Origin of the sequence: Ruegeria sp. HKCCD8929 (assembly GCF_013031405.1) — a bacterium.
In the GTDB taxonomy this organism is placed as follows: domain Bacteria; phylum Pseudomonadota; class Alphaproteobacteria; order Rhodobacterales; family Rhodobacteraceae; genus Ruegeria.
Genome location: NZ_WPZY01000007.1, coordinates 112,795 through 139,714 on the forward strand (window position 1 = coordinate 112,795; position 26,920 = coordinate 139,714).

Genomic DNA, 26,920 nt, shown 5'->3' on the forward strand with positions numbered 1-26,920 from the left:
TCATGAATGACACAAATGTATCATCATCCGTTCTCGACCGCCTCACTGAAGAGTGGGACGCCCTCACGCCCGAGGCGCAGAAGGCCGCGCGTTACGTGCTGGAAAACCCAACGGATGTTGGGGTTTCAACCGTGCGCGAGATTGCCGAGGCCGCCAAGGTCAAGCCCAACACCTTCGTGCGCATGGCCCGGCAGGTGGGCTTTGACGGCTACGAGGATTTCCGCGCCCCCTTCCGCGATGCGATTCGCCGCGGCACCGTGTCGTTTCCCGACCGCGCCCGCTGGCTGCAGAACATCGGGAAATCCGGCGAACTGGGCGGGCTCTACGCCGACATGGTCGGCGCCGCGATCCGCAACATCGAGGATACCTTCGCCGGGATCGACGCCACGCGCCTGAAGGCCGCCGCTGAGGACATCTGGAATTCAAGGCAGGTCTACACGCTGGGCGTCGGCGTCAACAATTCGAACGCCCGCAACTTCACCTACCTCGCCTCGACCGGCATGAAGCAATTCCACGCCATCCCCCGCCCCGGCTCGACCCCGGTGGACGACCTGGCCTGGGCCGACGGGCAGGACGTACTGATCGCCATGACCTGCAAACCCTACCGCACCGAAGTGATCGAGGCGGTCAAGCTGGCCCGCGAGCAGGGGCTGACGGTGGTCGGCATCTCCGACAGCCCGGCCAGCCCGATCATCCTGACCGCCCATCACGGCTTTGTCGTCGCCGCCGACACACCGCAATTCTTCCCCTCCTCCGTCTCGACCATCGCCCTGCTGGAAACGCTGCTGTCCTTCGTGATCGCCGTCTCCAGCGACGAGATCGTCGAACGGGTCGAGCGTTTCCACCGCCGCCGCCACCAGCTTGGCCTCTATGCCGAGGAACCCCAATGAACGCGCCCCTGACCCACTCACTGGACGCCCGCTACTACACCGACCCCACAATCTTCGCACAGGAGATGCGGGGACTTCTGGCCCGCACATGGCAGTTCGCAGGCCACATCGCGCAGGTCCGGGAAACCGGCGACTATTTCGCCTTTGAGATCGCTGGCCAGAACCTCTTTTGCATCCGCGGCCGCGATGGCGAGATTCGCACCTTCTACAATGTCTGCCAGCACCGCGCCCACGAAATGGTCACCGGCGCCGGCAACACCCGCGTCGTCGTCTGCCCTTACCACGCCTGGACCTATGAGCTCTCCGGCCAGTTGCGCGCCGGGCCCAACATCAAATCCGTTCCCGGCTTTGACCGCAGCGCCATCTGCCTGACCTCTGTCCGCACCGAGGTCTTCAACGGCTTTATCTTCGTCAACCTCGACGATGACGCCGCCCCGATGGACGACTGGTACCCCGGCGTGCGCGAGGAAATCCGCGCATTCGTCCCGCATATCGACGATCTGGAACCGCTGGAATGGGTCGAGATTCCGGAAAACTGCAACTGGAAGGTCAGTGTCGAGAACTACTCGGAATGCTATCACTGCCCGACCAACCACCCGACCTTTGCCGAAGGCGTGGTCAAGCCCGAAACCTATGACATCCAGCCCGATGCGGGCGGCGGCTACGTCCTGCGTCACACGACCGAGTGTCAGAGCCTCGACAAGATGACCTACCCCATCGACCTGTCGGTGCCCCATGCGGGCGACTACCAGTCGTGGTTCCTGTGGCCGATGTTCTCGTTCCAATGCTACCCGGGCAATGTGCTGAACACCTATCACTGGCGCGCAAACGATGCCGATCACTGCACCGTCTGGCGCGGCTGGTACACCGAGGGCGGCTCGGAAAGCGCGGTGATCCGGCAACTGGCCGTACAGGACCGCGAAACCACGGTCGAGGAAGACATCCGCCTGGTCGAATCCGTCCACCGCGGCCTGAAATCCCGCGGCTACCGCCCCGGCCCGCTGGTCCTCGACCCCGGCTGCGGCGTGATGTCGGAACACTCCATCGCCCGGCTGCAACAATGGATGCGCGAGGCCGTGGATGGCTGACTTCCGCACTACATACACCAAACCCGTAGGGCGGGCTTCAGCCCGCCTCCCGCTTGCAGCCGCACGGGATTGGATACGCAAATCCCTGCTCTCGCTTGCAGGCCTGTGTCTGACATCGCTTCCAACATCGGCCTGTTATACGCCAGAAATGGGCTCTTACTTCTTTTGGAGCAAACTCTCCGAAGAACTACTGGAAAAGGAATTTGCCGCGAAAATCAGGGTGAAATCCTTTGAACCAACGATGTGGGAAGCCGTCGAATACAAACTTTCCGATGGCACAACACATCAAGGCCGTCAGCTGATTAGCTGGCCAACGATCGAATTTGAGGTGGTTGAATTATTCCGGGGCAAACTGGACGTGACGACATCCGTGCAGAAACTAATGGTGGACAGCTGCAATTCAGGCGTGAGGCTCGAGTCCGGAGATGAACGCTTCGTTGCGGGGCGGATAGTCGACGGGCGACCCGTTTTGCAGAAAATTCACTACCACACCGGAGGGTGGGAATGACGGAAACGCTTGTCGGCCAATGCATGTGCGGCGCGGTCAACTGGTCGTCATCCGACCAGATCACCCGCCGCCTGTCCTGCCATTGCGGCGACTGCCAGAAAGCCACCTCATCCCCGTTCACGACATTCGTGGGCCTACCCCCGGAAACCGTCGAATGGACCGGCGAGATCAACCACTACGAAAGCTCGCCCGGCACCCATCGCGGCTTCTGCCCAAAATGCGGCACCCGCCTCTATTTCCGGTCAGACAAATGGCCGGGAGAGATCCACATCCACGCGGCGACGTTGACCGACGCCTCAAGCTATACCCCCGACGCCCATGTCGTCATGGCCAGCGCCGTTCCCTGGCTGCATCTGGCCGATGACATTCCCAAACACCAAAGCTTTCAGGCCGAGCCCGCCGATCAGGAGTAGAACCCATGCTGATGCCCGGTGAGTGGCAACCCGAACACAAACTGTTCCCGCATTCGGTGGGTTTTACGTCTCCACCTTTCGACTTTGACGCCGCACCATCGGATTTCCTGCGCATGTGTCCCGAAACCGTCGGCGTGCATGGCTGGATGCTGCACGTGCCCGACTATGTGCACGGGCTGGACCAGCGCAAACAGAATTTCGGCATGCTCGATGATTTCGTCCATTGCATGTCTCGCAACGGCGTCGATGTCTGCGGACAGGTCGGCTCAAACTGGGTGCATGCCTGCGGTCTGGGGGTCGAGGGCGTCCGGCAGCATTGCGAAGACCTCTCCGACAAATACGGCATCCGGTTTCACATGGCCGGATACGCCATGGTCGAAGCCCTGCGTGAGATAAATGTCGAGAAGGTCGCGCTCAACGCCGCCTATCACTGGCCCGAATGGTGGCAGGGCACGGTGGGCTTTTTGCAAGAGGCCGGGTTTGACGTGGTTTGGGCGGGCAACTTTCACGATCAGGGCTGGTTCGCCAGTCAGGAAGAGGTCAACGCCTACCGCTGGGTCTTCGGCGGCGATCTGGCAATGAAGAGTTTCGAATATGTCGCCGAGCTGGCACCCCAGGCCGAGGCAATCCTGATTAACGGAATGTGCAACTTCCGCACGGGTCCGGACGGGTTACCGCAACGCCCGTTGCACCTGGCCGACGATCTCGAGGCGGCACTGGGCAAGCCGGTGATCGGCCATGACATCGCGCTCTACTGGCGCATCTTCAAATCGCTCGGGATTGCGCCCGAGACACCACATGGGCAGCTTTTGAGGCGGCTCTAGTCACCGAAAAAACCTGTACAAGTCGAACACGTCGCATCCGGGAGCCGGTACAAAATGCACAAAATCCTCGCCCTGTGGGCTGTGCCCCGCTCAACCTCGACCGCCTTCGAATGGATGATGCGGCAGCGCGGCGATCTCGATTGCCTACACGAACCGTTCGGCGAGGCATGGTATCAGGGCGAGGAGCCGCTCTGGCATCGGTTCCAGCCCGGCGAGAAAACGACCCCCGGCCTGACCCTGGAAAGCGTCTGGGACGACATCCAGCAACGTGCCCGCAAAGGGGCCGTGTTCCTCAAGGATTTTCCTTATTATATCAACCACATGTGGGACGCAGAGTTTCTGTCGAACTTCACCCACGCCTTCCTGATCCGAGACCCGGCCAAGACGATAACCTCGATGTACAAACAATGGCCGGATTTCGCCGAGGGTGAGGTCGGCTTCCCCGAGCAGCGCGCCCTGTTCGATCTGCTGACCGCTCTGAACGGCGCCCCGCCCCCGGTGATCGACAGCGACGACCTGCTGGAAGATCCCCATGCCATGACCAGAAAATTCTGCGATTCCATGGGCATACCCTTCATCGAAGAGGCGCTGACATGGGCGGCCGGCGGTGACCCTTCCGCCCATAGCTGGTGGGACGGCGGCTCGTTTCACGGCAATCTCGCGAAGTCCACCGGACTGGTGCCGCAGCCGCGCAGACATATCTCGATCGAGGACGCTCCCGACCGGGTCAAACAGGTGTATCGCCGGATGAAGCCGCACTACGATCACCTCTATAAACACCGCATACAGCCGTGATTTCCACCACGCGCAAACCGGAGACAAAACATGGCAGACACATTTGACGAAGACCTGTTCCTGAAAGGTCTGGAGCAGCGCAAAGGCACGTTGGGCGCTGAATATGTTGAGAAAAACCTGGCCGCCGCCGACGATTTCACTCGCCCCTTCCAGGAGGCGATGACCGCCTGGTGCTGGGGCTTTGGCTGGGGCGACGATGTGATCGAGCCCAAGACCCGCTCGATGATGAACCTCGCCATGATCGGCGCGCTCGGCAAGATGCACGAATGGGAAATCCACTGCCGCGGCGCGCTGAACAACGGCGTCTCAAAGGAAGAGATCCGCGCCATCGTCCATGTGGTCGGCATCTATTGCGGCGTCCCGCAGGCGCTCGAATGTTTCCGGGTGGCCCGCAAGGTTCTGGCGGAGGCCGGACAGCTTTGAGGCCATGCCGAAGGATGTTTTGAAGGCCCGCCCTCGTGGCGGGCTTTTCTTTTGGCGCCTCATGACATGTTACGAAAAAAACTGCCAGAAGCAAATTCCGTTACATTTTGTCTTGCCGCGAATCGCATTCCGGCGTATTACCCGACCAAGCGGTCACTTAATGACGCCCTACGCAAGACCGGAGTTTCTGACGCATGGACGCTTTCATCTGCGACGCTCAACGCACGCCCATCGGGCGCTATGGCGGAGCCCTTTCCCAGGTGCGCACGGACGATCTGGCCGCAATCCCGCTGGCGGCACTGAAGGAGCGTAACCCGGATGTGAATTGGGCCAGCGTCGATGACGTGATCTATGGCGATGCCAATCAGGCCGGGGAGAGCAACCGCAACGTCGCCCGCATGGCCGCCCTGCTGGCGGGCCTGCCGGTCGATGTGCCCGGAACTACGATCAACCGGCTGTGCGCCAGCGGAATGGATGCGGTGGGCATGGCCGCCCGCGCGATCAAAGCGGGCGATTACGATTTGGCTATCGCCGGCGGCGTCGAGAGCATGTCACGGGCGCCCTTTGTGATGCCCAAAGCCACCAGCGCCTTTACCCGCGCGAACGCGGTTTATGACACCACCATCGGCTGGCGTTTCGTGAACAAGAAGATGCACGAGATGTACGGCACCGACTCGATGCCGCAAACCGCCGACAACGTGGCCGAGGACTACCAGATCAGCCGTACCGATCAGGACGCTTTTGCCGCCCGGTCGCAGGCCCGCTGGGCCGCCGCGCATGAGGCGGGTTTGTTTGCCGACGAGATCACGCCGGTCACTATTCCGCAGCGCAAGGGCGAGCCCATTGTAGTGGAGACCGACGAACATCCCCGCCCCGGCACCAGCGCCGAAAAGCTCTCGGGCCTCAAGGGCGTTAACGGACCGGACAAGACGGTGACCGCAGGCAATGCCTCGGGCGTGAATGACGGCGCGGCGGCGATCCTGCTGGCGAATGAGGCATCGGCGGCACAGAACAACCTGACCCCGATGGCCCGCGTAGTCGGCATGTCGGTGGCGGGCGTCGAGCCCCGCGTGATGGGCATCGGGCCGGTGCCCGCCAGCCAGAAGCTGCTGGCCCGCGCAGGTCTCAGCATCGACCAGATGGATGTGATAGAATTGAACGAAGCCTTTGCGTCGCAGGGCCTTGCCACCCTGCGCGCGCTTGGCGTGGCCGACGATGCACCCCATGTTAACCCCAACGGGGGCGCCATCGCGATCGGCCACCCGCTGGGCATGTCCGGCGCGCGGCTGGTGATGACTGCGGCCTATCAGTTGAAACGCACCGGCGGGCGCTATGCGTTGTGCACCATGTGCGTAGGCGTCGGCCAGGGGGCCGCACTTATTCTCGAACGCGTGTAGGGCGCGGTCCAAAAAAACGGGAGGAGACCCGATATGTACGCTCAAATGATCAAGGCAGCAGGAACCGGCGTCAAATCCCGCGAGGAGATGACCGATCAGGAACGCGTGTTTCAAGACAAGATCGACGCCGATATCAAGATCGAGCCGCGTGACTGGATGCCCGATGACTACCGCGCCACGCTGATCCGCCAGATCGGCCAGCACGCGCATTCCGAGATCGTAGGGCAACTGCCCGAAGGCAACTGGATCACCCGCGCGCCCACATTGGAACGCAAGGCGATCCTGCTGGCCAAGGTACAAGACGAGGCGGGGCATGGCCTGTATCTCTACTGCGCCGCCGAAACACTGGGCGTCAGCCGCGACGAGATCACCGAGATGCTGCTGGATGGCCGCATGAAATACTCGTCGATCTTCAACTATCCGACGCTGAACTGGGCAGATATCGGCGCCGTGGGATGGCTGGTCGATGGTGCGGCGATCATGAACCAGGTGCCGTTGCAACGGACGTCCTATGGCCCCTATTCGCGCGCGATGATCCGCATCTGCAAGGAAGAGAGCTTTCACCAGCGTCAGGGCTATGACGCGATCCGCAAGATGGCCGAGGGCACGCCCGAGCAGCGCAAGATGGCGCAGGATGCGCTGAACCGGTTCTGGTATCCGTCGCTGATGATGTTCGGACCTTCGGACAAGGAGTCGGTGCATTCGGCGCAGTCGATGGCGTGGAAAATCAAGATCAACACCAATGACGAGTTGCGCCAGAAATTTGTCGATCAGACCGTGCCGCAGGCCGAGTATCTGGGTCTGACCATCCCCGACCCCGAGCTGAAGTGGAACGAACAGCGCGGACATTATGATTTCAGCGAGCCGGACTGGTCCGAATTCTTCGACGTGATCAAGGGCAACGGCCCCTGCAACGTGGACCGCCTCGCCGACCGCAACAAGGCTTGGGACGACGGCAAATGGGTGCGCGACGGGCTGCTGGCCCACGCCGAGAAGAGAAAGGCCCGTAAATCCGCCGCCGCCAAGGTGGCAGCCGAGTAAAACATGAACGATCCGCTGCGCGAGGCTGCCGGTTTTCGCCACCGGAATCAGAACCCGCGCCCAGCCAGGAGGAGAACTGAGCGATGAAAAACGAATGGCCCCTGTGGGAAATCTTCATCCGCGGCCAGCATGGCATGAGCCACCGCCACGTGGGCTCACTGCATGCGCCTGACGCCGAGATGGCGATCAAGAACGCCCGCGACGTCTATACCCGCCGCAACGAGGGCGTGTCGATCTGGGTAGTTGAAGCAAAGCATATCAGCGCCACCGCGCCGGGCGACAAGGGCCCGCTGTTCGAACCGTCGGAATCCAAGATCTACCGTCATCCGACGTTCTTTGACATTCCCGACGAAGTGGGGGCGATGTGATGACCCGGGAAGACGCCTTTCTGCAATTCCTGCTGCGGATGGGGGACAACACCCTGATCCTTGGCCACCGGGTCAGCGAATGGTGCGGCCACGCGCCGGTGCTGGAAGAGGATATCGCGCTGGCCAATACCGCGCTGGACCTGATCGGTCAGACTCAGATGTGGCTGGGGCTTGCGGGTGAGATCGAGGGCGCCAAGAGCGCCGACGATCTGGCCTTCCTGCGGGACGCCTGGGATTTCCGCAACGTGCTGCTGGTCGAGGTGCCGAACGGCGATTTCGGCCGCACTCTGATGCGCCAGTTCCTGTTCGACGCATGGCACTCGATCATGCTGGGACGGTTGATGACATCTTCGGATGAGCGCGTTGCCGCCATCGCCGAAAAGGCCAGCAAGGAGGTTTCCTACCACCTGGAACGCTCAGGCGACACCGTGGTCGGTCTGGGAGACGGCACTGAGGAGAGCCATGCCCGGATGCAGGAGGCGCTGGACTATCTCTGGCCGTATGTCGGCGAGATGTTCGCAGGCGACGCGGTGGATGCCGAGATGGCGGCAGCAGGGATCGCTCCCGACCCGGCGGGCCTGCGCGAGGAATATGACGCGCTGGTGGGCCGCGTGCTGGGCGAGGCAACGCTGACGATCCCGGAAAGCCGTTTTGCCCACAAGGGCGGGCGCGACGGGCGGATGCATACCGAGCATCTGGGCCATCTGCTGACAAGCATGCAGTGGCTGCAGCGCGCCTATCCCGGCGCAAGCTGGTAAGATCCGATGACGCGTGCCTCGGTCAAACAGGTCTGGGACTGGCTCGACGCCGTTCCCGACCCCGAGATCCCGGTGATTTCGGTCGTCGATCTCGGCATCGTGCGGGATATCGAATGGGATTCGGATACGCTGACGGTTACCGTGACCCCGACCTATTCGGGCTGCCCGGCGACCTCGGTGATCAGTTGGGACATCGAAACCGCCCTGCGCAATCACGGGATCAAGGACATTCGCCTGCAAACCCGGATCTCGCCCGCCTGGACGACGGACTGGCTGAGCGACAAGGGCCGCGCGAAGCTCGAGGAATTCGGCATCGCACCGCCCCAACCCGCGGGCGGCCCCGAGCGCTGCCCGCGCTGTGGCAGCAAGGCAGTGGAAAAGGTCAGCCAGTTCGGCTCGACCCCGTGCAAGGCGCATTGGCGCTGCACCGGCTGCCTGGAACCTTTCGACTATTTCAAGTGCATCTGAGGAGGACCGGATGGCACGCTTTCACGATCTGGAAGTCACCGACATCCACAAAACCATCCGCGACGCGGTCGTGGTGACGCTGAAGCCGATGAACGGCTCGGCCGAGGAATTCGATTTCACCCAAGGACAGTATCTGACCTTTCGCCACGACTTCGACGGCGAGGAACTGCGTCGGTCCTATTCGATCTGCGCGGGCAAGGACGATGGCGTCCTGCAGGTGGGGATCAAGCGCGTCGATGGCGGTGCGTTCTCGACCTGGGCCAACGAAGAGCTGAAGGTCGGTGATAAGATGCAGGCCATGCCGCCGATGGGTGGCTTCTTCACCCCAATCGATCCGGAGGCCGAGAAATCCTATCTTGGTTTTGCCGGGGGATCAGGCATCACACCGGTCCTGTCGATCCTCAAGACCACGCTGGCGCGTGAGCCCAGGTCGCAATTCACGCTGGTCTATGCCAACAAGGGCGTGAACACGATCATGTTCCGCGAGGAACTGGAGGACCTCAAGAACCTCTATATGGGCCGCCTGAACGTGATCCATATCCTTGAGACCGACGCGCAGGAGATCGACCTGTTCACCGGTCTGGTAACACAGGAGAAATGCGCCGAGTTGTTCCAGCACTGGATCGACATCGAGAATACCGATGCAGCCTTCATTTGCGGCCCCGAGCCAATGATGCTGGGCATCGCGGCAGCGTTGCGTGCACACGGGCTGGACGACAACCAGATCAAGTTCGAACTGTTCGCCAGCGCCCAGCCGGGCCGCGCCAGACCCAAGGCGGTCTCGGCCGAGGCAGCGACCAGCGCCAACCAGACCAAGGCGGCGATCACGCTGGATGGGGCAACCCAGACCATCACCATGCCCAAGGACCTCTCGATCCTCGACGCCGCGCTCGAAAACACCATGGATGCGCCTTATGCCTGCAAGGCCGGGGTCTGCTCGACCTGCCGCTGCAAGGTGATCGAGGGCGAGGTCGAGATGGTGGCGAACCATGCGCTTGAGGATTACGAGGTCGAGAAAGGCTATGTGCTGAGCTGCCAGGCCTTCCCGCTGACCGACACAATCGTCGTCGACTACGACCAGTAAGGGAGAGGGACTATGGCCGAAGACATGACGATCGAAAGCTATCTGGCCGCCGGTGGCGTGCTGACCAATCCCGTGAACGTGCCGCCGCGCTACCGCGCCGAGCTGATGAAGCTGATGGCGACCTTCGTTGACAGCGAACTGGCCGGGGCCGCGGGCTTTGCCGACATCATCAACGAGGGGCCCGGCATCAAGGAGCGGATCGCAGCGGCAAAGATCGTGCTGGAAAAGACCGACAATGCCGACCGGGTGCTGCGGATCATGGGCGAGTTCGGCGCCAATACCGAACGCTACGCGACCCACCACCCCTGGACCGCCCGGCTGGAGCGCGCCGCCGATATCGGCGCGACCCGATCCGAGCACGACATGCGGCTGGCCGTCTTCAACTATCCGCTGCAAGGCTGGGTCGATGCGGTGGTGATGAACCTGCTGATGAGCCGCGCCGTGGTGGTGCAGCTGACCGAGTTCTCAATGATCTCCTACCAGCCGCTGGCCGAAGCGTTCCGGACCATTGCTCCCATCGAGGCCCATCACGGCGAACTGGCGCTGGAAGGGGCGGTCAAGCTGGTGGAAGAGGGTCAGGCAGCCGGGATGCAGGCCTCGGTTGACTACTGGTGGCCACGCGTGGCGGCCAGTTTCGGAACCGGATCATCCGAGAAAGCGGACAGCCTACGCGAGATGGGATTGCGCAAATCCTCCAACACCGAACTCCGCACCCGATGGGAAGCGGAAGCCGGTAGCCAGCTGGAAAATCTCGGCCTCAAAAAGCCCTGAGCACACGCAAACGGAGACCGGGCGGCTCCCGCCCGTCGCCCACGCCTGCGGCGCGGCCTCCCGTTGGGCCCGGCCGCGCACGCCAAGGCGTGCGCGGCGGCATCTCGTCCCAAAGACGGTGACACCCGCAGCACCTTCTCCGCGCGGCGGGCGCGAAAAGTCGAAGCCGGCGCGCGGGTGACCCGCCGCCTTTGGCACAGGTCTCAGGGTGTTTTGGGGCGGCCGATCAGGCCAAACTTCAGGGCGAAAGATCGTAAGGACATGCGTTTGCGGCGCGCTCTACGGGTTGGCTTGACCTGCGCATCTCCGCCGGTCCGGTTGAATTCGTAGACGTCGATCACCTTTTCGGCACAGCCGCAGGCCTCGCCCAGGCCGACCTTGGTGTAGTAGAACTTCTCGAAACTCTCCGGCCTTTGCATCGCGCACCTTCCTGCCCACATGAAGCAAGAGGCCAGCCGCCCAGACAAGTCTTTTGCGAGCGGCTCAGGCGATTGTGAGAACGCCGCTTACAGCCCCGGCACGCCGTGCAGAGTCAGGTCGCTGACCATCCGCGCATATTCCTCGCGCGCATCGGACCCCGCGCCGGAATTCCACATGTAATACCAGTTCAGCATCCCGAAGACCGACATCGTGGCCGAGCGCAGCTTGACCGCGTCGCCTCGGAACACATCCGGTGCAATCTCGGCGATGATGCCGCTGAGAAACTCCACCATATCGCGCTGATAGCTGCGCAGCAGTTTCTGCTGATCTTCCGGCAGGGCGGACATGCCGCTGGTCTGCACCCGGTGCTCGTCATCGACCCCCTGATAGGCCAGCAGGATCTCGGCCACCACCTTATGCAGCCGTTCCGCCGCGCTGAGTCCATCCATCTCGATGCCGCAGATCAGATCGCGCAGCTCGCGCAGATAGGTCTCGAGGATGTCGAACAGGATCGCATCCTTGCTGTCGTAATAGTGGTAGATATTGGCCTTCGAGATCCCGCACTCGCGCGCAAGCTGGGTCATCGACGCGCGGTCGAACCCTTCGCGGGCAAAGACGCGCGCGGCGGATTTCAGGATCTGCGCGCGCTTCTGGTCATGGTCCTTGGCAATCGTACGGGCCAAACCTCACTCCTTATCCCGGTTGTCGACAACGCGCTTGGCCTTGCCCTGAGAGCGCTCGACATCGCCGGGCTCCCCTACAACAATCTCGGTGGAAACGCCAACGATGTCCTTGATCCGCTTGGTCAACATGCGGGCGGCGGCGGTCTTGCTGAGCTCATCTGCCGCATCCGGCATCGCTTCGACATAGACCCGCATCGCGTCCATGCGGCCCGCCTTGTAAAGCTCGATCTGGTAGTGTGGGGCCAGGCCGCCGGTGGCCATCACCTGTTCCTCGACCTGGCTGGGGAAGACGTTGACGCCGCGCAGGATGATCATGTCATCCGAGCGCCCCGTGATCTTCTCCATCCGCCGCATCGAGCGCGCGGTCCCCGGAAGCAGCCGCGTCAGATCGCGGGTGCGGTAGCGGATCATGGGCAGGCCTTCCTTGGTGAGCGTGGTGAACACCAACTCACCCATCTCGCCATCGGGCAGCACCTCACCCGTCTGCGGATCGATGATCTCGGGGTAGAAGTGATCCTCCCAGATCACCGGACCGTCCTTGGTTTCGACGCACTCGTTGGCGACGCCCGGGCCCATGATTTCGCTGAGGCCATAGATATCGACGGCGTGCATGTCGAAGGCCTGTTCGACCTCCCTGCGCATTGCGTCGGTCCAGGGTTCGGCCCCGAACACGCCCACCGACAGAGAGCTTTCGCGCGGGTCCATGCCGACCTTGTGATACTGCTCAAGGATGTTGAGCATGTAGGACGGCGTCACCATGATCCCGTCGGGCTTGAAATCGGTGATCAGGCCCACCTGTTTCTCGGTCTGCCCGCCGCTCATCGGCACCACGGTGGCGCCCAGACGCTCGATCCCGTAATGGGCGCCCAGACCGCCGGTGAACAGGCCGTAGCCATAGGCGTTGTGGATCATGTCACCCCTGCGCAGGCCCGACGCACGCAAGGAACGCGCCACCAGATCGGCCCAGTTGCTGATGTCGGTTGCGGTGTAACCCACCACGGTCGGCTTGCCGGTGGTGCCCGAGGAGGCGTGCAGGCGCATGATCTGCTCGCGCGGAACGGCGAACAAACCGAACGGGTAGTTGTCACGCAGGTCGTTCTTGTAGGTGAATGGGAATTTCGCCAGATCGCTCAGCGATTGCAGATCGTCGGGATGCACCCCGGCCTCATCACAGCGCTGCCTGTACATCGGCACGTTGTCATAAGCATGGCGCAGCGACCATTTCAGCCGGTCCAGTTGCAGGGCGCGAATCTCGTCGATCGAGGCGATCTCGATCGGGTCCAGATCGGCTTTGTTCGGGGTCAGGTCCTTCATTGAGTCCTCCTCGCCTTATTCTTCGTCAAACAGGTTGCCGTTGATCGCCCGAGAGAAGCCCCGGAATTCGGCTATCCTTTGGCCGTCCTGATTGGTGACTGTCACATCGTAAATCCCGCTGCGCCCGGTCAGGCTCAGCTCGGTGGCGTTTGCGATCAACCGGTCGCCGCGCCGTCCCGGCGCGATGAAGCTGATCACGTTGTGCTGGGCAACCGTTGACTGGTTGCGGCTGTTGCAGGCAAAGGCAAAGGCGCTGTCGGCCAGCATGAAGCTGACCCCGCCGTGGCAGATGCCGTGCCCGTTGCAGTGATGCGCCTCGACTATCATTTCCAGCGTCGCGGTGCCCTCGTCGATATGGGTGATCGCCATCCCCGCCCATTTCGAGGCATTGTCCCCCGCCCACATGGCGGCAGCGGCTTTTTCGGCGCGTTCCTTCGGAGTCATGGTCACCTGCCCTGAAATTTCGGCGCGCGTTTTTCGAGGAAGGCGGTGACGCCCTCGGCATAATCCGCGCTTTCACCGCAGGTTTTCATCGCATCCGCCTCGAGTTCAAGGTGATCCGTCAGCGTGTTGACCGCTGCGGCCTGAATGGATTGTTTGGTCAAGCCCAGACCCAGCGTCGGGCCATTCGCGAATTGTTCGGCCATGGCGCGGGCTTCACCCATCAATTGGTCGTCGGGCAGCGCTTTCCAGATCAGGCCCCAATCCTCGGCCTGTTTCGCGGGCAACGGCTGCGCGGTCAGGGCCAGTCCCTTGGCGCGCGCTTCGCCCAGCAAGCGCGGCAGATGCCAGCTGCCGCCGGTGTCGGGGATCAGGCCAACCTTGGAAAAGGACTGGATGAACTTGGCGGATTCGGCGGCCAGCACGATGTCACAGGCCAGAGCGATATTTGCCCCGGCCCCGGCGGCCACGCCGTTTACCGCGCAGATGACAGGAAAGTTCAGCGAACGGATCAGGCGCACCAGCGGCGCGTAGAAGGTGCGCACCGTCTCACCAAGATCGGGCGGCCCATCCATCTTGGACGGGTCACGATCACCCAGATCCTGTCCCGCGCAAAACCCCCGGCCCGCCCCGGTCAGCAGCACCGTGCGGGCGCCGGTGTCGCGCGCTTTTTCCAGCGCGGCGCGCAGGGCGTAATGCATCTCGTCGGTGAAGCTGTTCAGACGATCCGGGCGGTTCAGCGTGATTTCCACCCAATTTCCATGATCCTGCGCAAGAATCGTATCGCTCATCACCGCCCCGCTTTGCAGATGTTTCGACAAATATCTTGCATTAACCGAACGGTTGGTCAATAAATTTCTTGAATATGACGAATCTCCCGGTTGAGAAAGGCAAGACATGGCGCAGAGCCCGGTCGTAACGGTGACGCAGGACGATGACATCGCGTGGGTTGAGATCAGCAACCCGCCAGTCAACGCGAGCTCCACTGCGGTGCGGGCCGGGTTGGCGCATGCTGTGACCGAGGTTCGGGGCGCGCGGGTCGCGATCCTGACCTGCGCGGGGCGGACCTTTGTTGCCGGCGGCGATATGTCCGAGTTCGACCGCCCTGCCGAAGAACCGCATCTGCCGGATGTGGTGCAGATGATCGAGGACAGCGACACGCCATTTGTGGCAGCGATGCATGGCTCGGTACTGGGCGGCGGGTTCGAGATTGCCATGGGCTGCACCTGGCGGATCGCGGCCCCGGGCACCAAATTCGGCCTTCCGGAAGTCAATGTGGGCCTGATCCCAGGCGCCGGAGGCACCCAGCGGGCACCGCGCCTGATCGGGATGCAAGCGACCATCGACATGGCGTGTTCGGGCCAGATCTTGGATGCCGACCAGATGCTGGCGTTGGGCGGTATCGACAAGGTGGTCTTGGGAGACCTGAAAGCGGCGGCCCGAGCCTTTGCCGCCGACCTGCCGCAGCGCCCGACCAAAGTGCGGGACCGCGAGGCCGTTGCGCTGGACACTGAAGCCTATGCGGCAGCCGAAGCAACGCTGAAAAAGCGCGCCAAGGGGCAGCAATCGTCGCTGAGGAACCTCGAAGCGTTGCAATGGGCCGCTCTGCCCTTTGCCGAAGGCCAACCCAAGGAACGCGCGCGCCATCTGGAACTGCGCCAGTCGCCTGAAAGCAAGGCGCTGCGCTATGCGTTCTTTGCCGAGCGCGCTGTGAGCAAGCCCCAGGCGATTGAGGGGGTCGCACCCCGCGATCTGCACCATATTGCCATCGTCGGCGGAGGCCTGATGGGGGCGGGCATCGCCATGGCCTGCCTGACGGGCGGTCTGCGCGTGACCCTGATCGAGCGCGATGCCGACGCTGTCTCAGCCGCCCGAGACCGCGTGGCACGGCTGATCGCAGGTGGCGTGAAACGAGGCAAGATTTCGGAGGCGAAACAGGCCGACTTGCTGGCCCGTCTGGTCACCACGGACAGCTATTCTGACGCGGCACAGACCGATCTGGCCATCGAGGCGGTGTTCGAAGACCTCGACGTCAAAAAAGCCGTCTTCGCGCAATTGGCCAAGGTCATGTCCGGGGACGCGATCCTTGCCACTAATACCTCCTACCTCGACCCGACGCTGATCTTCGAAGGCATCCGGAACCTGTCCCGCTGCCTTGGTCTGCATTTCTTCAGCCCTGCTCATGTGATGAAACTGCTGGAGATAGTACGGACGCCCGACACCTCAACAGAAGTGCTGGCCACCGGGTTCGCCTTGGGCAAACGCCTGCGCAAGGTCTCGGTTCTGTCCGGCATCTGCGACGGCTTCATCGGCAACCGGATGCTGGCCGCCTATCGGCGCGAGGCCGAGTATCTGCTGGCCGACGGTGCCCTGCCGCATCAGGTCGATGCGGCCATGCGGGCGCAAGGCCTGCCTATGGGCCCGTTCGAGCTGCAGGACCTGACCGGGTTGCAGATCGCCTGGGCCAACCGAAAACGGCAGGCTGCGACCCGCGACCCGAAGGAGCGCTATGAGCGCATCGCCGATACAGTGTGCGAAATGGACCGGCTGGGCCAGCGCGCGCGCAAAGGGTGGTACAAGTACAGTGAAGGCTCCCGCAGCCCGGAACGTGATCCGGAGGTGGAGCGGCTGATTGAGGACTATTCCGCCCAACGCGGCATCCGCCGACGCAGCTATACCGCGCAGGAGATCTCCGACCGCCTGCTGGCGGTGCTCGCCAACGAAGGCGCCCGCATCGTGGAAGAGGGAATCGCCGAACGAGCCGAGGATGTGGATATGGTGAAGCTCCATGGCTACGGATTTCCACGCTGGCGCGGCGGGCCGATGCATCTAGCCGCCGAGACGGGCTGGGAAAAGACGCAGAAGATCATGCAGATGGTCGCTGATGAAAGCCCTGATTCCTGGGTCATCGCGGCCCAACCCGAAAACCCTTAACCTGTTGATGGTTACAAAAAGGACCATTAACGCATTCTTGACTCACGTTTCTCAGGGAGGAGACAGACCCATGAAATTCACCAAGTTGAGCACCCTTCTGGCCTCGGCGGCGCTGGCCGTGTCGGGCACCGTGGCGCTGGCGGCGGATTACACGCTGACCATTTCCAGCTGGGCACCGCCGACCCACGGCATCAACGCCAAGATGTGGCCCAAATTCGTCGAGATGGTCGAAGAGGCCACCGACGGCAAGGTGACTGCCGAACTGAAGCTGGGCATCGCCCCGCCGCCCGCGCAGATGGACCTGATCCAGGACGGCGCCGCCGATGCCTCGATCATCTTCCACGGCTACCAGCCCGGGCGCTTCGTCACCACCAAGTTGATCGAGCTGCCGGGGTATGAGGGCTCGGCCGAGGCGGCCTCGGTCGCCTATTGGCGCGCCTATGAAAAATACTTCAAAGAGGCCAATGAACATCGCGGCGTCAAGCTGATCGCGCTCCATACTCATGGCCCGGCACAGCTGCATTCCAGCGCCTCGGTGACCGATCTGGGCCAGATCTCCGGCCTCAAGGTCCGCATCCCCGGCGGTGTCGGCGGTGATGTCGGCACGGCTCTGGGCGCCACCGGTATTCAGGTGCCCGCCCCCAAGGTCTATGAAACGCTGGCCTCGAAGGCCGCCGATGGCGTCGTGATGCCGTTCGAATCCCGCAAAGGCTTCAAGCTGACCGAGGTGGCACAGAACGTCTATGAGATGCCGGGCGGTCTCTATCGCGGCTCGTTTGCCTTCATCATGAACGAAGACACCTTTGCCGACCTGCCCGCCGATCTTCAGGCCGCGCTGGACGAGAAGGTGTTCGGTGAGCCGCTCAGCCGCGAGATCGGCAAGATCTGGGACGAGATCGACGCCATTGGCCGTGAGGCCACCGAGGGCGCCGACGGCAACGCGATCAACTCCGCCTCGGACGCCGATCTTGAGGCATTCGGCACCATCGCGGCGGATGTCCGTGAAAAGGTCATTGCCGAAGTCACGGACGCGGGCGTCGACGCCCAGGCCGCCTATGACATGATCAAGTCGGAAATGGCCGCCAACTAAGCCATCGCCAGCGGGGCGGCCCAGTTCGCCGCCCCGCAGCCAGCCCCGTGGGAGGAACCCCATGACATCCCTCATCCAGCTCATCCGCCGCGCCAGCGCGCTGCCGGTCATCGTGGCAAGTGTCGCGCTGTTCATCCTGATGGTGATGACGTTCTGCGACGTGATCCTGCGGTCGGTGTTCAATTCGCCCATCGAGGCAGCGACCGAACTGACCCGCATCCTGATGGCGATCCTGGTGTTTTCGGTGCTGCCGATCATCTCGGTCACCAATGGTCAGATCGCGGTGGACCTGACCGATGGCATCTTCAACCGCCTGCGCCTGAGCCGGTTACGGGACGGGATCATCTATGTGGCGAGCGGAGTGATGCTCATTTGGCCGATCCAGCGGGTCTGGGTTCTGGCCGAGCGTGCGCGTGACTATGGGGATGTCACCGAATACCTCTCGATCCCCACCTATCTGGTGGGCTGGTTCATCACCTTCTCGGTGGCGGTCACCGCGCTCGCCATGGTGATCACCGGCCTGCTGCACCTCTTTGCCCCCAGCCTTCTTGCGGAGCCCGCGAAATGACCGCCGCCCTGATCGGATTTGCCCTTGTTCTGGTGCTGGTGCTGGTGCGCCTGCCCATCGTCTTTGCCATGGGCCTCGTCGGTACGCTGGGGTTCGCCTATGAGCGCGGCGGCTCGATTTTCTCGGAACGCGGGCTCAAGGCCGCCATGTCGATGGTGGGTCGCCAGATTACCGACACTGCGCAGGATTACGGCCTGTCGGTGGTGCCTCTGTTCATCCTGATGGGCCTGTTCGTGAACAAGGGGGGTATGGCCCGTGAGCTTTATGCCGTGTCCAACGCTTTTCTCGGCCATCTGCGCGGCGGCATCGCCATGGCGACAGTCGCGGCTTGTGGCGGGTTCTCGGCGATCTGCGGCTCTTCTCTGGCCACGGCAGCCACCATGTCCAAGGTCGCCATGCCGCAGATGCGCCGCTATGGCTATTCGGACGAACTGTCCACCGCTTCCATCGCCGCAGGCGGCACGCTCGGCATCCTGATCCCACCCTCGGTGATCCTGGTGATCTACGGCCTGCTGACCGAAACCTCGATCGGCAAACTGTTCATGGCAGGCATCATTCCGGGCCTTCTAGGTATCTTGTTCTACCTCTTTGCCGTCCGTTGGACGGTGTGGCGCGACCCCGAGGCAGGACCTGCCGGCGAGCGCTCTGGCTGGGGCGAGCGGTTCAAGGCGCTGGGGTCGGTCTGGGCTGTGCTCCTGCTGTTCTTTCTGGTGATCGGCGGGCTCTACGGTGCATTCGATTTCCACCCGCTGAATCTGACCTTCTCACCGACCGAAGCGGCGGGGATGGGAGCCGCGGGTGCCTTCCTGATTGCGCTGTTTCGGGGCGGGCTGACCGTCAGGTCCACCTTCGACGTGCTGAAGGAAACCAGTTTTACCGCCGCCGCCCTGTTCTCGGTGCTGATCGGCGCGCAGGTGTTTTCGAACTTCATCAACCTCGCCGGCCTGCCCGAGGCACTGATCGCCATGGTCACGGCTTACGAAGTCGCGCCCTTCATGGTGATCCTGATGATCCTCGGCATCTATATCATCCTCGGTTGTGTGTTCGAATCGCTGTCGATGCTGCTGCTGACGGTGCCGATCTTCTTTCCGCTGGTGACCTCGCTGGGCTACGATCCGATCTGGTTTGGCATCGTGGTAGTGGTGGTGACCGAGATTTCGCTGATCACCCCGCCCGTGGGCCTGAACGTGTTCATCCTCAAGGGGGTTGTGGGCGATGTCTCGACCGGCACCATCTTTCGCGGCGTGACACCGTTCTGGGTTGCCGACATCTTCCGGCTGGCGCTGATCGTTCTGGTGCCCATCGTGGTGCTCTACTTGCCGCAACAGATGGGCGCGCTGGGACACTAAGCAGTTCGCGACCGGGGCAATTGCTCCGGCCGTTTGTTTTGCAGACCTTGCATACAGATTTATTGACCGATCGTTCGGTTAATTATATAACACAAAAGCCGCTGCGGCCGGTGTGACAGGAACAGGAGAGCCCGATGACGCTACAACAGATTTCCAGCTTTGCCGCCGGTGAGTGGATCGCGCCCGGCTCCGGCGCCCGCACCATCGCCTCGGCCATCACCGGTGAGCCCATCGCCACCGCCGGAAATGACGCGCTGGACGTACAGGCCATGCTGGACTTCGCCCGCAACACCGGCGGCCCGGCTCTGCGCCGGATGACCTTCCACGAGCGCGCCAAGATGCTCAAGGCGCTGGCCCAGGCGCTTGGGACCCGGAAACAGGCGCTCTACGATCTGAGTTTCAACACCGGCGCCACCCAAAGCGACCACCTGATCGACATCGACGGCGGCATCGGCACCATGTTCGTCTTTGCCTCGAAGGGCCGTCGCGAGATGCCCGACGGGCATGTCTATCTGGACGGCGATGTCGAGCAGCTATCGCGCAACGGCACGTTCCTGGGCCAGCACGTCTGCACGCCGCTGCAAGGCGTGGCGGTGCACATCAACGCCTTCAACTTCCCGGTCTGGGGGATGCTGGAAAAGCTGGCCCCAACCCTGCTGGCCGGTGTTCCGGCTATCGTGAAACCGGCCACCAACAGCTGCTACGTCACCGAACTGGCGGTGAAGATCATGCTCGACAGCGGTCTGTTACCCGTAGGCGCGCTGCAACTGGTTTCGGGCGGCCTGGGCGACATGCTGGATCGGCTCTCCTGTCAGGATGTGGTCAGTTTCACCGGCTCCGCCGACACCGCGCTGAAACTGCGGCAGAACCCGGTGATCCTGCAGAATTCGGTACGCTTCGTGGCCGAGCAGGACAGTCTGAACGCTTCGATCCTCGGCCCCGGCGCCGAACCGGACACGCCCGAGTTTGATCTGTTCGTCAAGGAGGTCGCCCGCGAGATGACCACCAAGGCGGGCCAGAAATGTACCGCCATCCGCCGCATCATCGCACCGCAGGCGCGGGTCGAGGCGGTGATCGAGGCGCTCTCTGTCCGCCTCGCCAAAACGGTCATCGGCGATCCCCGGCTGGAAACCACCCGCATGGGCGCGCTGGTCTCGAACGGGCAAAAGGCGGACGTGCTGGCCAAGGCCGAAATCATCGGGCAGGAGGCCGAGCGGGTGTTTGGCAGCCCCGACACTTTCCACGTACAGGGCGCTGACGGCTCCAAGGGCGCCTTCGTACCGCCGATGCTGTTTCACTGCGCCGACCCTGATGGCGCCCAACGCGTGCACGACACCGAGGCCTTTGGCCCGGTCTCGACCATCATGGGTTATCGCGATCTGGATCACGCCATTGCGATCGCCAATCGCGGGCAGGGCTCACTGGTCACATCGCTGATCACCCACGATCCGGGTACCGCGCGGCAGGTGGTACTGGGCGCGGGCGCCTATCACGGGCGGATCTACATCAACAACCGCGACTCGATGAAGGAATCGACGGGCCACGGCTCCCCGCTGCCGCATATGGTCCACGGCGGCCCGGGCCGCGCAGGCGGTGGCGAGGAAATGGGCGGCGTGCGTGGCGTGAAACACTATATGCAGCGCACTGCCGTTCAGGGCTCGCCCGAGATGCTGGCCACAATCGGCGAAAAGTGGGTACCCGGTGCTGCCGAGATCCAGGGCCCCGCCCACCCGTTTACCCGCAAGTTCGGCGAGCTTGCAATCGGCGAAACGCTGCATACCGCACCCCGCACCGTCACGATGGATGACATCGAACATTTCGCTCATTTCACCGGCGACACCTTCTATGCGCACATGGACGAGGACGCGGCCAAACGAAACCCGTTCTTCCCCGGCCGCGTGGCGCATGGTTACCTGTTGCTCAGCTTTGCCGCCGGTCTCTTCGTCGAACCGAACGAAGGTCCTGTGCTGGCCAATACCGGCCTCGACGGGCTGCGCTTCATGAAACCGGTCAGCGCCGGTGACAGCATCAAGGTCCGTCTGACGGTCAAGAAGAAAACCCGCCGCACCGACGAATACGGCGAAGTCCGTTGGCACGTGACCCTGACCAATCAGGACGACGAGTTGGTAGCGGAATACGAGCTGCTCACAATGAACGCCTACTAGGCATCGACCCATCCGCTGGCGCCCCCTCTCCCCTTGCGGGAGAGGGCCGGGGTGAGGGGTTCACACAGGAATCTGTTTTTCATATCGCTCACACGGCCTTAGACTGGGTTCATGACCCAAAACGACGCGTGGTTCGAAACGGCCGTTACCGAACTGATTGACCCGCAAAACCAACGGGTCTGGTCGATCATCGTCTCACTGTTCGGCGATCTGGCGCAGGAGCGCGGCGCCCAGCTCTCGGGCGGTGCCGTGACCCGCATCATCGAGCCGATGGGCATCAAGCCCGAGGCGATCCGCGTGGCCCTGCACCGGCTGCGCAAGGATGGATGGATCGAAAGTGCGCGCAGCGGACGAGCCTCCATGCACTTCCTGACCGACTATGGCCGTGCACAATCGGCGCAGGTCACCCCCCGCATCTACGCGCGCGCGCCTGAGATTGCACAGGACTGGCACCTGCTGATCGCCGAGGACGGGCCGGGCATCCGCACGCTGGACGACCTGATGCTGACCAAGCCCTACACTCCCATTGGCCGCGCCGTCGCCTTGGGGGCAGGTCCGTTGCCCGCCGATTGTGAAGATCTGGCCACCTTCGAGGTAACCGCCCGCGCGGCACCCGCTTGGCTCCAATCCCGCCTCTGCCCGCCTGATCTGATCGAGGCCTGTACCAGCCTGCGCGACGCGGCGCAGCGGGTGCGCAAAACCCGTCCGGCAGAGTGGCAGCCTACGCCACTGCAAATCGCAACATTGCGCACCCTGATCGTCCACCGCTGGCGCCGCGTCGTGCTGCGCCATCCCGACCTGCCTGACGTGTTTTATCCCGACGATTGGACCGGCGAACTGTGCCGGGCCGAAGTCTTTCGCCTGCTCGATACGCTGCCTTTCACTGGCCCCGCCGAGGTGAACGCCGCTGTCTGATATTCGCCGGTCGAAGTTAGAATTGCCTAGCCTCACCCTCCGCGCAGGCGCTGCATCAGATAGACTTCGCTGTCGGGGCGGATCGGCTCGTTCAGGCTGCCCGCGATGATCCGCCCGTCGACGGCCACGGACACGCCCGCGTCGATGGGACCTTGTAGCGCCGGATAGGCGCGGACCAGTTCGCGCAGCAACTCGCCGGTGTCCGAGGCCTCGACCTCGACCACTTGCCGGCCCCCGGTCAGAGACCGGAGGCCGGACCAGAGGTTGACCTCAACCATTGTCCTTGAGCGCCGCCAGAATGCGCGGCGGCGACATCGGCAGCTGACGCATCCGCACACCCGCCGCGTTCGACACCGCGTTGGCGATGGCAGCAAGAGGCGGCACGATGCCGGTCTCTCCGACCCCGCGCACACCGAACGGGTGACCCGGATTCGGCACCTCGACGATCACCGTATCGATCATCGGCAGGTCTGAGGCCACCGGAATGCGGTAGTCGAGGAAGATCGAGTTTTGCAGGCGTCCGTCCTCGCCATAGATATATTCCTCGTTCAGCGCCCAGCCGATACCCTGCACCGCGCCGCCCTGATACTGCCCCTCGACATAAGCCGGATGGATCGCCTTGCCCGCGTCCTGGATGACGGTGTAGCGGGTAACGGCGGTCTTGCCGGTTTCCGGGTCGACCTCGGCATCGACGATGTGGGTCCCGAAGGACACACCGGCCCCTTCAGGCGTTGCCTCGAAATGGCCCGAGATCGGGCCGCCCGTGGATCCCATATTGGTTGTAATATCGGCCAGTGGCATCGGATCGAAATCGCCTGCGTTGGGGCCGGAGGGCACGGCGCAGCCGTCCTCCCACTTCACCGCATCAACGGGGATGCCCCACTTGGCAGCCGCCCGCTCGCACAGCTTTTCGACCGCATTGCGTGCGGCCTTGATGGTGGCGAGGCCGGATGCGTAGGTCACGCGCGAGCCGTGGGAGACGTCGTTGTACCCCAAAGTGGCGGTGTCTGCGACGGTCACCCGGATGTTCTCGTAAGGGATACCCAGCACCTCGGCCGCCATTAGCGCCATCGACGCGCGCGAGCCGCCGATATCCGGCGTGCCGACCATGAGCTGGGCCGAACCATCCTCGGACAGCGCCAGCGAGACCGAGGTTTCGCCGCCATGGTTGAACCAGAACCCGCAGGCAATCCCGCGTCCCTGCCCCGGTTTCAGCGGCGCTGCGTAATGCGGATGCGCCTTGGCGGCCTCCAGCGTTTCCACCAGCCCGATCCTTCCATAGCGTGGCCCATAGCTGGCCTTGGTGCCCTCATAAGCGGCGTTCTTCAGACGGACATCAATCGGGTCGAGGCCCAGCTTGTTGCACAGCTCGTCGATGACCGATTCCACCGCGAACGCCCCCATCGGCGCGCCCGGCGCGCGGTAGGCTGCCTGTTTCGGGCGGTTGGCCATCACGTCATAGCCCACCTGCCGCACATTGGTCAGGTTATAGGGCGCAAAACCGCACATCGCGGTCATATCACCCGGCGCGCCCGGGAAGGCGCCGCCCTGCAGACGGAAGATGCCCTCGGCGGCGGTGATGGTGCCGTCCTTCTTCATGCCGATCTTGACATCCATCGACGCGGACGAGGTCGGCCCCGTGGCTCGGAACACCTCGGAGCGGTTCATCACCACCTTGACCGGCCGGTTGGCCTTACGGCTCAGCGCCAGCGCCACCGGCTCGATGAACACGGTGGTCTTGCCGCCGAAGCCGCCGCCAATTTCCGAGGCGGTGACCCGCAGGTTTGAGGTTTCCATACCCAGGAGCGCTGCACAGGTCTTCTGCACGATCCAGTGGCCCTGGGTGCAGCACCACAGTTCGCCCTTGCCGTCATTGCCTAGCGAGGCCAGGCAGGCATGCGGTTCGATGTAACCCTGATGGGTGGCTTCGGTGACAAAACTGTCCTCGATCACCAGATCGGCCTCGGCAAACCCGGCCTCGACATCGCCATGGCCGCTTTCGTGATAGCGCACCACGTTGGGGTGCATACCCTCGGGCACCGAGTAATCGGCAGCCCCTTCGCGGATCACCGGAGCGTCCGGGGCCATTGCCTTATCCACGTCAGTGACATGCGGCAGCACCTCATATTCCACCTCGATCTGCTTCAGCGCATCCCGCGCCGCTAGCGCCGAGGTCGCCGCCACCGCCGCCACCGCGTGCCCGTCATAGAGCGCCTTTTCGCCCGCCATAACGTTTTCCAGAACGTTCCAGAACTCACCTTCAAGCCCCGGTTTGAACGGCACTTTGTCCGAGAAATCAGCGCGGGTGATGACAGCCTTGACGTCCTTCAGCGCCTCGGCCTTCGAGGTGTCGATCTTGACGATCCGCGCGTGGGCGTGGGGGCTGCGCAGGATCGCGCCATGCAGCATCCCCGGCGCATGGGCGTCCGCGCCGAACTTGGCCCGCCCCGTCACCTTGTCCAGGCCATCGGGCCGGTCGGGCCTCGTGCCCACGAATTTGAAATCGGATTTGCGATCGTCGAGCGCCATTACGAAGCCTCCCGCATCTCAGCCGCCGTATCCATCACAGCGCGGATGATCTTGTCATACCCGGTGCAGCGGCACAGGTTGCCCGCCAGCCAGTACCGGGTTTCCTCTTCGGTCGGGTCGGGGTTCTTTTCCAGCAGCGCCTTGGCCGCAACCAGAACCCCCGGCGTGCAGACCCCGCATTGCAGCGCGGCATATTCGATGAATTTCTTCTGCAGCGGGTGCAGCTCTTCTCCGTCCGCCATGCCTTCGACGGTTTCGATCTGCCCGCCCTCGGCCTCGGCCCCCAGCATCAGGCAGGAACAGACCAGACGGCCATCGACCGTGACAGAACAGGCGCCGCAGTCGCCGGTGCCGCAGCCTTCCTTGGCGCCGGTCAGGTTCAGCCTGTCGCGCAGGCAATCCAGCAGGGTTTCGCGCGGATCGCAGAGATATTCGACCGTATCGCCGTTTACGGTGGTCGAGACGTGGATCTTGCTCATGCTTGTTCTCCTTTGGCACGGGCATAGGCGATCTTGGCGGCGCGCCTGGCGAGCACACCGGCGACCTCAGTACGGAACGCGATGGTGCCGCGCTTGTCGTCGATCGGGTTGCAGGCGGCAGAGGCGGCAGAGGCCAGCGCTTCCAGCGCGGCCTGGTCCAGCGTGGTGCCGATGATGGCGTTCGCGCAATCCTCGACCAGCAGCACGGTCGGCGCCACGGCGCCCAGCGACACCCGCGCCTCGGTGATGGTGTCGCCCTCCAGCCGCAGGTTCACGCCGCAGCCCACCACGGCAATGTCCATCTCGGTGCGCGGGATGAACCGCAAATAGGCGTCCCCCGCATTCTGCCCGCGCGCGGGCACATGTACGGCCGAGATCAGCTCGCCCTTGCCCAGCGAGGTCCGGCCCGGCGCCGTTGGGATATCCTCGACGGCAACAACCCGGTCTCCCCCGAGGCCCGTTACTGTCACGGTAACACCGGCGGCGAACATGGCAGGAACGGAATCGGCTGCCGGAGAGGCGTTGCACAGGTTGCCGGCGAGCGTCGCGCGGCCCTGCACCTGGGTCGAGCCGATCAGGTCCATCGCCTCGACCAGCCCGGGCCAGTCGCGGCCCAGTTCGGGATGCTCGCTCATCTCGGCGCCGGTCACGGCCACGCCAAGCGTCCAGCCGCCGTCCGCGTTCCGGGTAATGTCCCGCACGCCGCCGATCTTCTTGATGTCGATCAGGTTATCGGGGGTCACGATATCGGCGCGCAGTTGCACCAGCACATCGGTGCCGCCGGCTAGAAACCGGGTGATGCCCGTTGCATCTGCAGCCAGCGCCGAGGCCTCGGCAAAACTGGCGGGGCTGTGGTAGTTCATCAATATACCTCGCACCTGTTGGTCAGGATTGACTGGGGTGTTCGCCGCGAAGGTAGAGCAGCAATCCGCCCTCGTCCATGTCATGAGCGACGGAAATTTTACCCCTGAAATGTCGTGAACAGACAAAGGGAGGGGCAGGTTTGTCGACTGGTTATGTCAGTTGACTGGACAGCGCCGCTCTCAAGTCTTTACCAGCCGGCTTTTTGGACCGGAATCAAGGGCGAAGCCCGCCGGGCCGCGACCTCCCTCCCCCTTGGGAGGGCGCATTGGCGATGTCCCGCGCCGCCCGGCCGTCCTTCAGGACTTTTGAGATAAAGCGCTAATCTCATCCGCCATGAGCGC

General features: G+C 63.1%; 29 protein-coding genes. 20 read left to right on the top strand and 9 right to left on the bottom strand.

What is annotated here, in order from left to right:
• Positions 1 to 2 precede the first annotated feature (2 nt).
• From GOX53_RS12935 to GOX53_RS13000, 14 genes are all read left to right on the top strand, one after another.
• Entirely contained in the window at positions 3 to 890 is an 888-nt protein-coding gene (locus GOX53_RS12935; RefSeq protein WP_171176952.1) for a MurR/RpiR family transcriptional regulator, read from the top strand.
• Positions 887 to 1,978 (top strand): aromatic ring-hydroxylating dioxygenase subunit alpha, encoded by a 1,092-nt coding sequence (locus tag GOX53_RS12940; RefSeq protein WP_171176954.1) that lies wholly within the window; start codon positions 887 to 889, stop codon positions 1,976 to 1,978. Before GOX53_RS12935 ends, GOX53_RS12940 begins: the two co-directional genes overlap by 4 nt.
• Positions 1,971 to 2,486: a hypothetical protein gene (locus GOX53_RS12945; protein WP_171176956.1), complete on the top strand. Its 516-nt coding sequence runs from the start codon at positions 1,971 to 1,973 to the stop codon at positions 2,484 to 2,486. The genes GOX53_RS12940 and GOX53_RS12945 overlap by 8 nt, the downstream gene beginning before the upstream one ends.
• Positions 2,483 to 2,899, top strand: coding sequence for a GFA family protein (locus GOX53_RS12950; protein ID WP_171176958.1), 417 nt, complete (start codon positions 2,483 to 2,485; stop codon positions 2,897 to 2,899). Before GOX53_RS12945 ends, GOX53_RS12950 begins: the two co-directional genes overlap by 4 nt.
• Before the next feature lie 5 nt (positions 2,900 to 2,904).
• Positions 2,905 to 3,723 (top strand): hypothetical protein, encoded by an 819-nt coding sequence (locus tag GOX53_RS12955; RefSeq protein ID WP_171176960.1) that lies wholly within the window; start codon positions 2,905 to 2,907, stop codon positions 3,721 to 3,723.
• Positions 3,724 to 3,777: 54 nt separating this feature from the next.
• A complete protein-coding gene (locus GOX53_RS12960) occupies positions 3,778 to 4,518 on the top strand; it encodes a sulfotransferase family protein (RefSeq protein ID WP_171176962.1) in 741 nt (246 codons plus the stop codon).
• 30 nt (positions 4,519 to 4,548) lie between these two features.
• Entirely contained in the window at positions 4,549 to 4,941 is a 393-nt protein-coding gene (locus GOX53_RS12965; RefSeq protein ID WP_171176964.1) for a carboxymuconolactone decarboxylase family protein, read from the top strand.
• 194 nt (positions 4,942 to 5,135) lie between these two features.
• Positions 5,136 to 6,338, top strand: coding sequence for a 3-oxoadipyl-CoA thiolase (gene pcaF / locus GOX53_RS12970; protein ID WP_171176966.1), 1,203 nt, complete (start codon positions 5,136 to 5,138; stop codon positions 6,336 to 6,338).
• Between the two features lie 33 nt (positions 6,339 to 6,371).
• Positions 6,372 to 7,379: a 1,2-phenylacetyl-CoA epoxidase subunit PaaA gene (gene paaA / locus GOX53_RS12975; RefSeq protein WP_171176968.1), complete on the top strand. Its 1,008-nt coding sequence runs from the start codon at positions 6,372 to 6,374 to the stop codon at positions 7,377 to 7,379.
• Between the two features lie 83 nt (positions 7,380 to 7,462).
• The gene (paaB, locus tag GOX53_RS12980) at positions 7,463 to 7,747 is read left to right on the top strand and encodes a 1,2-phenylacetyl-CoA epoxidase subunit PaaB (RefSeq protein ID WP_171176970.1); all 285 of its coding nucleotides are present in this window, start codon (positions 7,463 to 7,465) and stop codon (positions 7,745 to 7,747) included.
• On the top strand, positions 7,747 to 8,505 hold the full coding sequence (gene paaC / locus GOX53_RS12985; RefSeq protein WP_171176971.1) for a 1,2-phenylacetyl-CoA epoxidase subunit PaaC: 759 nt from the start codon (positions 7,747 to 7,749) through the stop codon (positions 8,503 to 8,505). Before paaB ends, paaC begins: the two co-directional genes overlap by 1 nt.
• A 6-nt stretch (positions 8,506 to 8,511) precedes the next feature.
• Positions 8,512 to 8,973 carry a 1,2-phenylacetyl-CoA epoxidase subunit PaaD gene (gene paaD / locus GOX53_RS12990; protein WP_171176973.1) on the top strand — a complete coding sequence of 154 codons (462 nt, stop codon included), beginning with the start codon at positions 8,512 to 8,514 and terminating at the stop codon, positions 8,971 to 8,973.
• Between the two features lie 10 nt (positions 8,974 to 8,983).
• Positions 8,984 to 10,057, top strand: a complete 1,074-nt coding sequence (locus GOX53_RS12995) for a 2Fe-2S iron-sulfur cluster-binding protein (protein WP_171176975.1) — start codon at positions 8,984 to 8,986, stop codon at positions 10,055 to 10,057.
• Positions 10,058 to 10,069: 12 nt separating this feature from the next.
• Positions 10,070 to 10,828, top strand: coding sequence for a Phenylacetic acid catabolic protein (locus GOX53_RS13000; protein WP_171176977.1), 759 nt, complete (start codon positions 10,070 to 10,072; stop codon positions 10,826 to 10,828).
• Between the two features lie 203 nt (positions 10,829 to 11,031).
• On the opposite strand, the gene GOX53_RS13005 is transcribed toward GOX53_RS13000, so the two are convergent.
• The 5 genes from GOX53_RS13005 to paaG form a co-directional block, all read right to left on the bottom strand.
• Complete coding sequence (locus GOX53_RS13005; protein ID WP_171176979.1) at positions 11,032 to 11,247, bottom strand: hypothetical protein; 216 nt, start codon at positions 11,245 to 11,247, stop codon at positions 11,032 to 11,034.
• Between the two features lie 87 nt (positions 11,248 to 11,334).
• The gene (locus GOX53_RS13010; protein ID WP_171176981.1) at positions 11,335 to 11,931 is read right to left on the bottom strand and encodes a TetR/AcrR family transcriptional regulator; all 597 of its coding nucleotides are present in this window, start codon (positions 11,929 to 11,931) and stop codon (positions 11,335 to 11,337) included.
• A 3-nt stretch (positions 11,932 to 11,934) separates the two neighbouring features.
• Positions 11,935 to 13,245 (bottom strand): phenylacetate--CoA ligase PaaK, encoded by a 1,311-nt coding sequence (paaK, locus tag GOX53_RS13015; protein WP_171176983.1) that lies wholly within the window; start codon positions 13,243 to 13,245, stop codon positions 11,935 to 11,937.
• A 15-nt stretch (positions 13,246 to 13,260) separates the two neighbouring features.
• Complete coding sequence (gene paaI, locus GOX53_RS13020) at positions 13,261 to 13,689, bottom strand: hydroxyphenylacetyl-CoA thioesterase PaaI (protein WP_171176985.1); 429 nt, start codon at positions 13,687 to 13,689, stop codon at positions 13,261 to 13,263.
• Between the two features lie 2 nt (positions 13,690 to 13,691).
• A complete protein-coding gene (paaG, locus tag GOX53_RS13025; protein WP_171176987.1) occupies positions 13,692 to 14,477 on the bottom strand; it encodes a 2-(1,2-epoxy-1,2-dihydrophenyl)acetyl-CoA isomerase PaaG in 786 nt (261 codons plus the stop codon).
• Positions 14,478 to 14,583: 106 nt separating this feature from the next.
• Between paaG and GOX53_RS13030 the strand changes: the two genes are divergently transcribed.
• From GOX53_RS13030 to GOX53_RS13055, 6 genes are all read left to right on the top strand, one after another.
• Positions 14,584 to 16,620 (top strand): FAD-dependent oxidoreductase, encoded by a 2,037-nt coding sequence (locus tag GOX53_RS13030; RefSeq protein ID WP_171176989.1) that lies wholly within the window; start codon positions 14,584 to 14,586, stop codon positions 16,618 to 16,620.
• 70 nt (positions 16,621 to 16,690) lie between these two features.
• A complete protein-coding gene (locus GOX53_RS13035; protein ID WP_171176991.1) occupies positions 16,691 to 17,710 on the top strand; it encodes a TRAP transporter substrate-binding protein in 1,020 nt (339 codons plus the stop codon).
• Between the two features lie 61 nt (positions 17,711 to 17,771).
• Positions 17,772 to 18,278, top strand: a complete 507-nt coding sequence (locus GOX53_RS13040; RefSeq protein WP_171176993.1) for a TRAP transporter small permease — start codon at positions 17,772 to 17,774, stop codon at positions 18,276 to 18,278.
• Entirely contained in the window at positions 18,275 to 19,627 is a 1,353-nt protein-coding gene (locus GOX53_RS13045) for a TRAP transporter large permease (protein ID WP_171176995.1), read from the top strand. Before GOX53_RS13040 ends, GOX53_RS13045 begins: the two co-directional genes overlap by 4 nt.
• Before the next feature lie 134 nt (positions 19,628 to 19,761).
• The gene (paaZ, locus tag GOX53_RS13050; RefSeq protein WP_171176997.1) at positions 19,762 to 21,792 is read left to right on the top strand and encodes a phenylacetic acid degradation bifunctional protein PaaZ; all 2,031 of its coding nucleotides are present in this window, start codon (positions 19,762 to 19,764) and stop codon (positions 21,790 to 21,792) included.
• 111 nt (positions 21,793 to 21,903) lie between these two features.
• Positions 21,904 to 22,707, top strand: coding sequence for a PaaX family transcriptional regulator C-terminal domain-containing protein (locus GOX53_RS13055; RefSeq protein WP_171176999.1), 804 nt, complete (start codon positions 21,904 to 21,906; stop codon positions 22,705 to 22,707).
• A 32-nt stretch (positions 22,708 to 22,739) separates the two neighbouring features.
• Here GOX53_RS13055 and GOX53_RS13060 read toward each other — a convergent pair whose 3' ends face one another.
• From GOX53_RS13060 to GOX53_RS13075, 4 genes are read right to left on the bottom strand one after another with little or no spacing between them, the layout of a single operon-like run.
• Positions 22,740 to 22,985, bottom strand: coding sequence for a MoaD/ThiS family protein (locus GOX53_RS13060; protein WP_171177001.1), 246 nt, complete (start codon positions 22,983 to 22,985; stop codon positions 22,740 to 22,742).
• Positions 22,978 to 25,236 (bottom strand): xanthine dehydrogenase family protein molybdopterin-binding subunit, encoded by a 2,259-nt coding sequence (locus GOX53_RS13065; protein ID WP_171177002.1) that lies wholly within the window; start codon positions 25,234 to 25,236, stop codon positions 22,978 to 22,980. Before GOX53_RS13065 ends, GOX53_RS13060 begins: the two co-directional genes overlap by 8 nt.
• Entirely contained in the window at positions 25,236 to 25,715 is a 480-nt protein-coding gene (locus GOX53_RS13070) for a (2Fe-2S)-binding protein (RefSeq protein WP_171177004.1), read from the bottom strand. Before GOX53_RS13070 ends, GOX53_RS13065 begins: the two co-directional genes overlap by 1 nt.
• On the bottom strand, positions 25,712 to 26,578 hold the full coding sequence (locus tag GOX53_RS13075; protein WP_171177006.1) for a xanthine dehydrogenase family protein subunit M: 867 nt from the start codon (positions 26,576 to 26,578) through the stop codon (positions 25,712 to 25,714). The genes GOX53_RS13070 and GOX53_RS13075 overlap by 4 nt, the downstream gene beginning before the upstream one ends.
• Positions 26,579 to 26,920 lie beyond the last annotated feature (342 nt).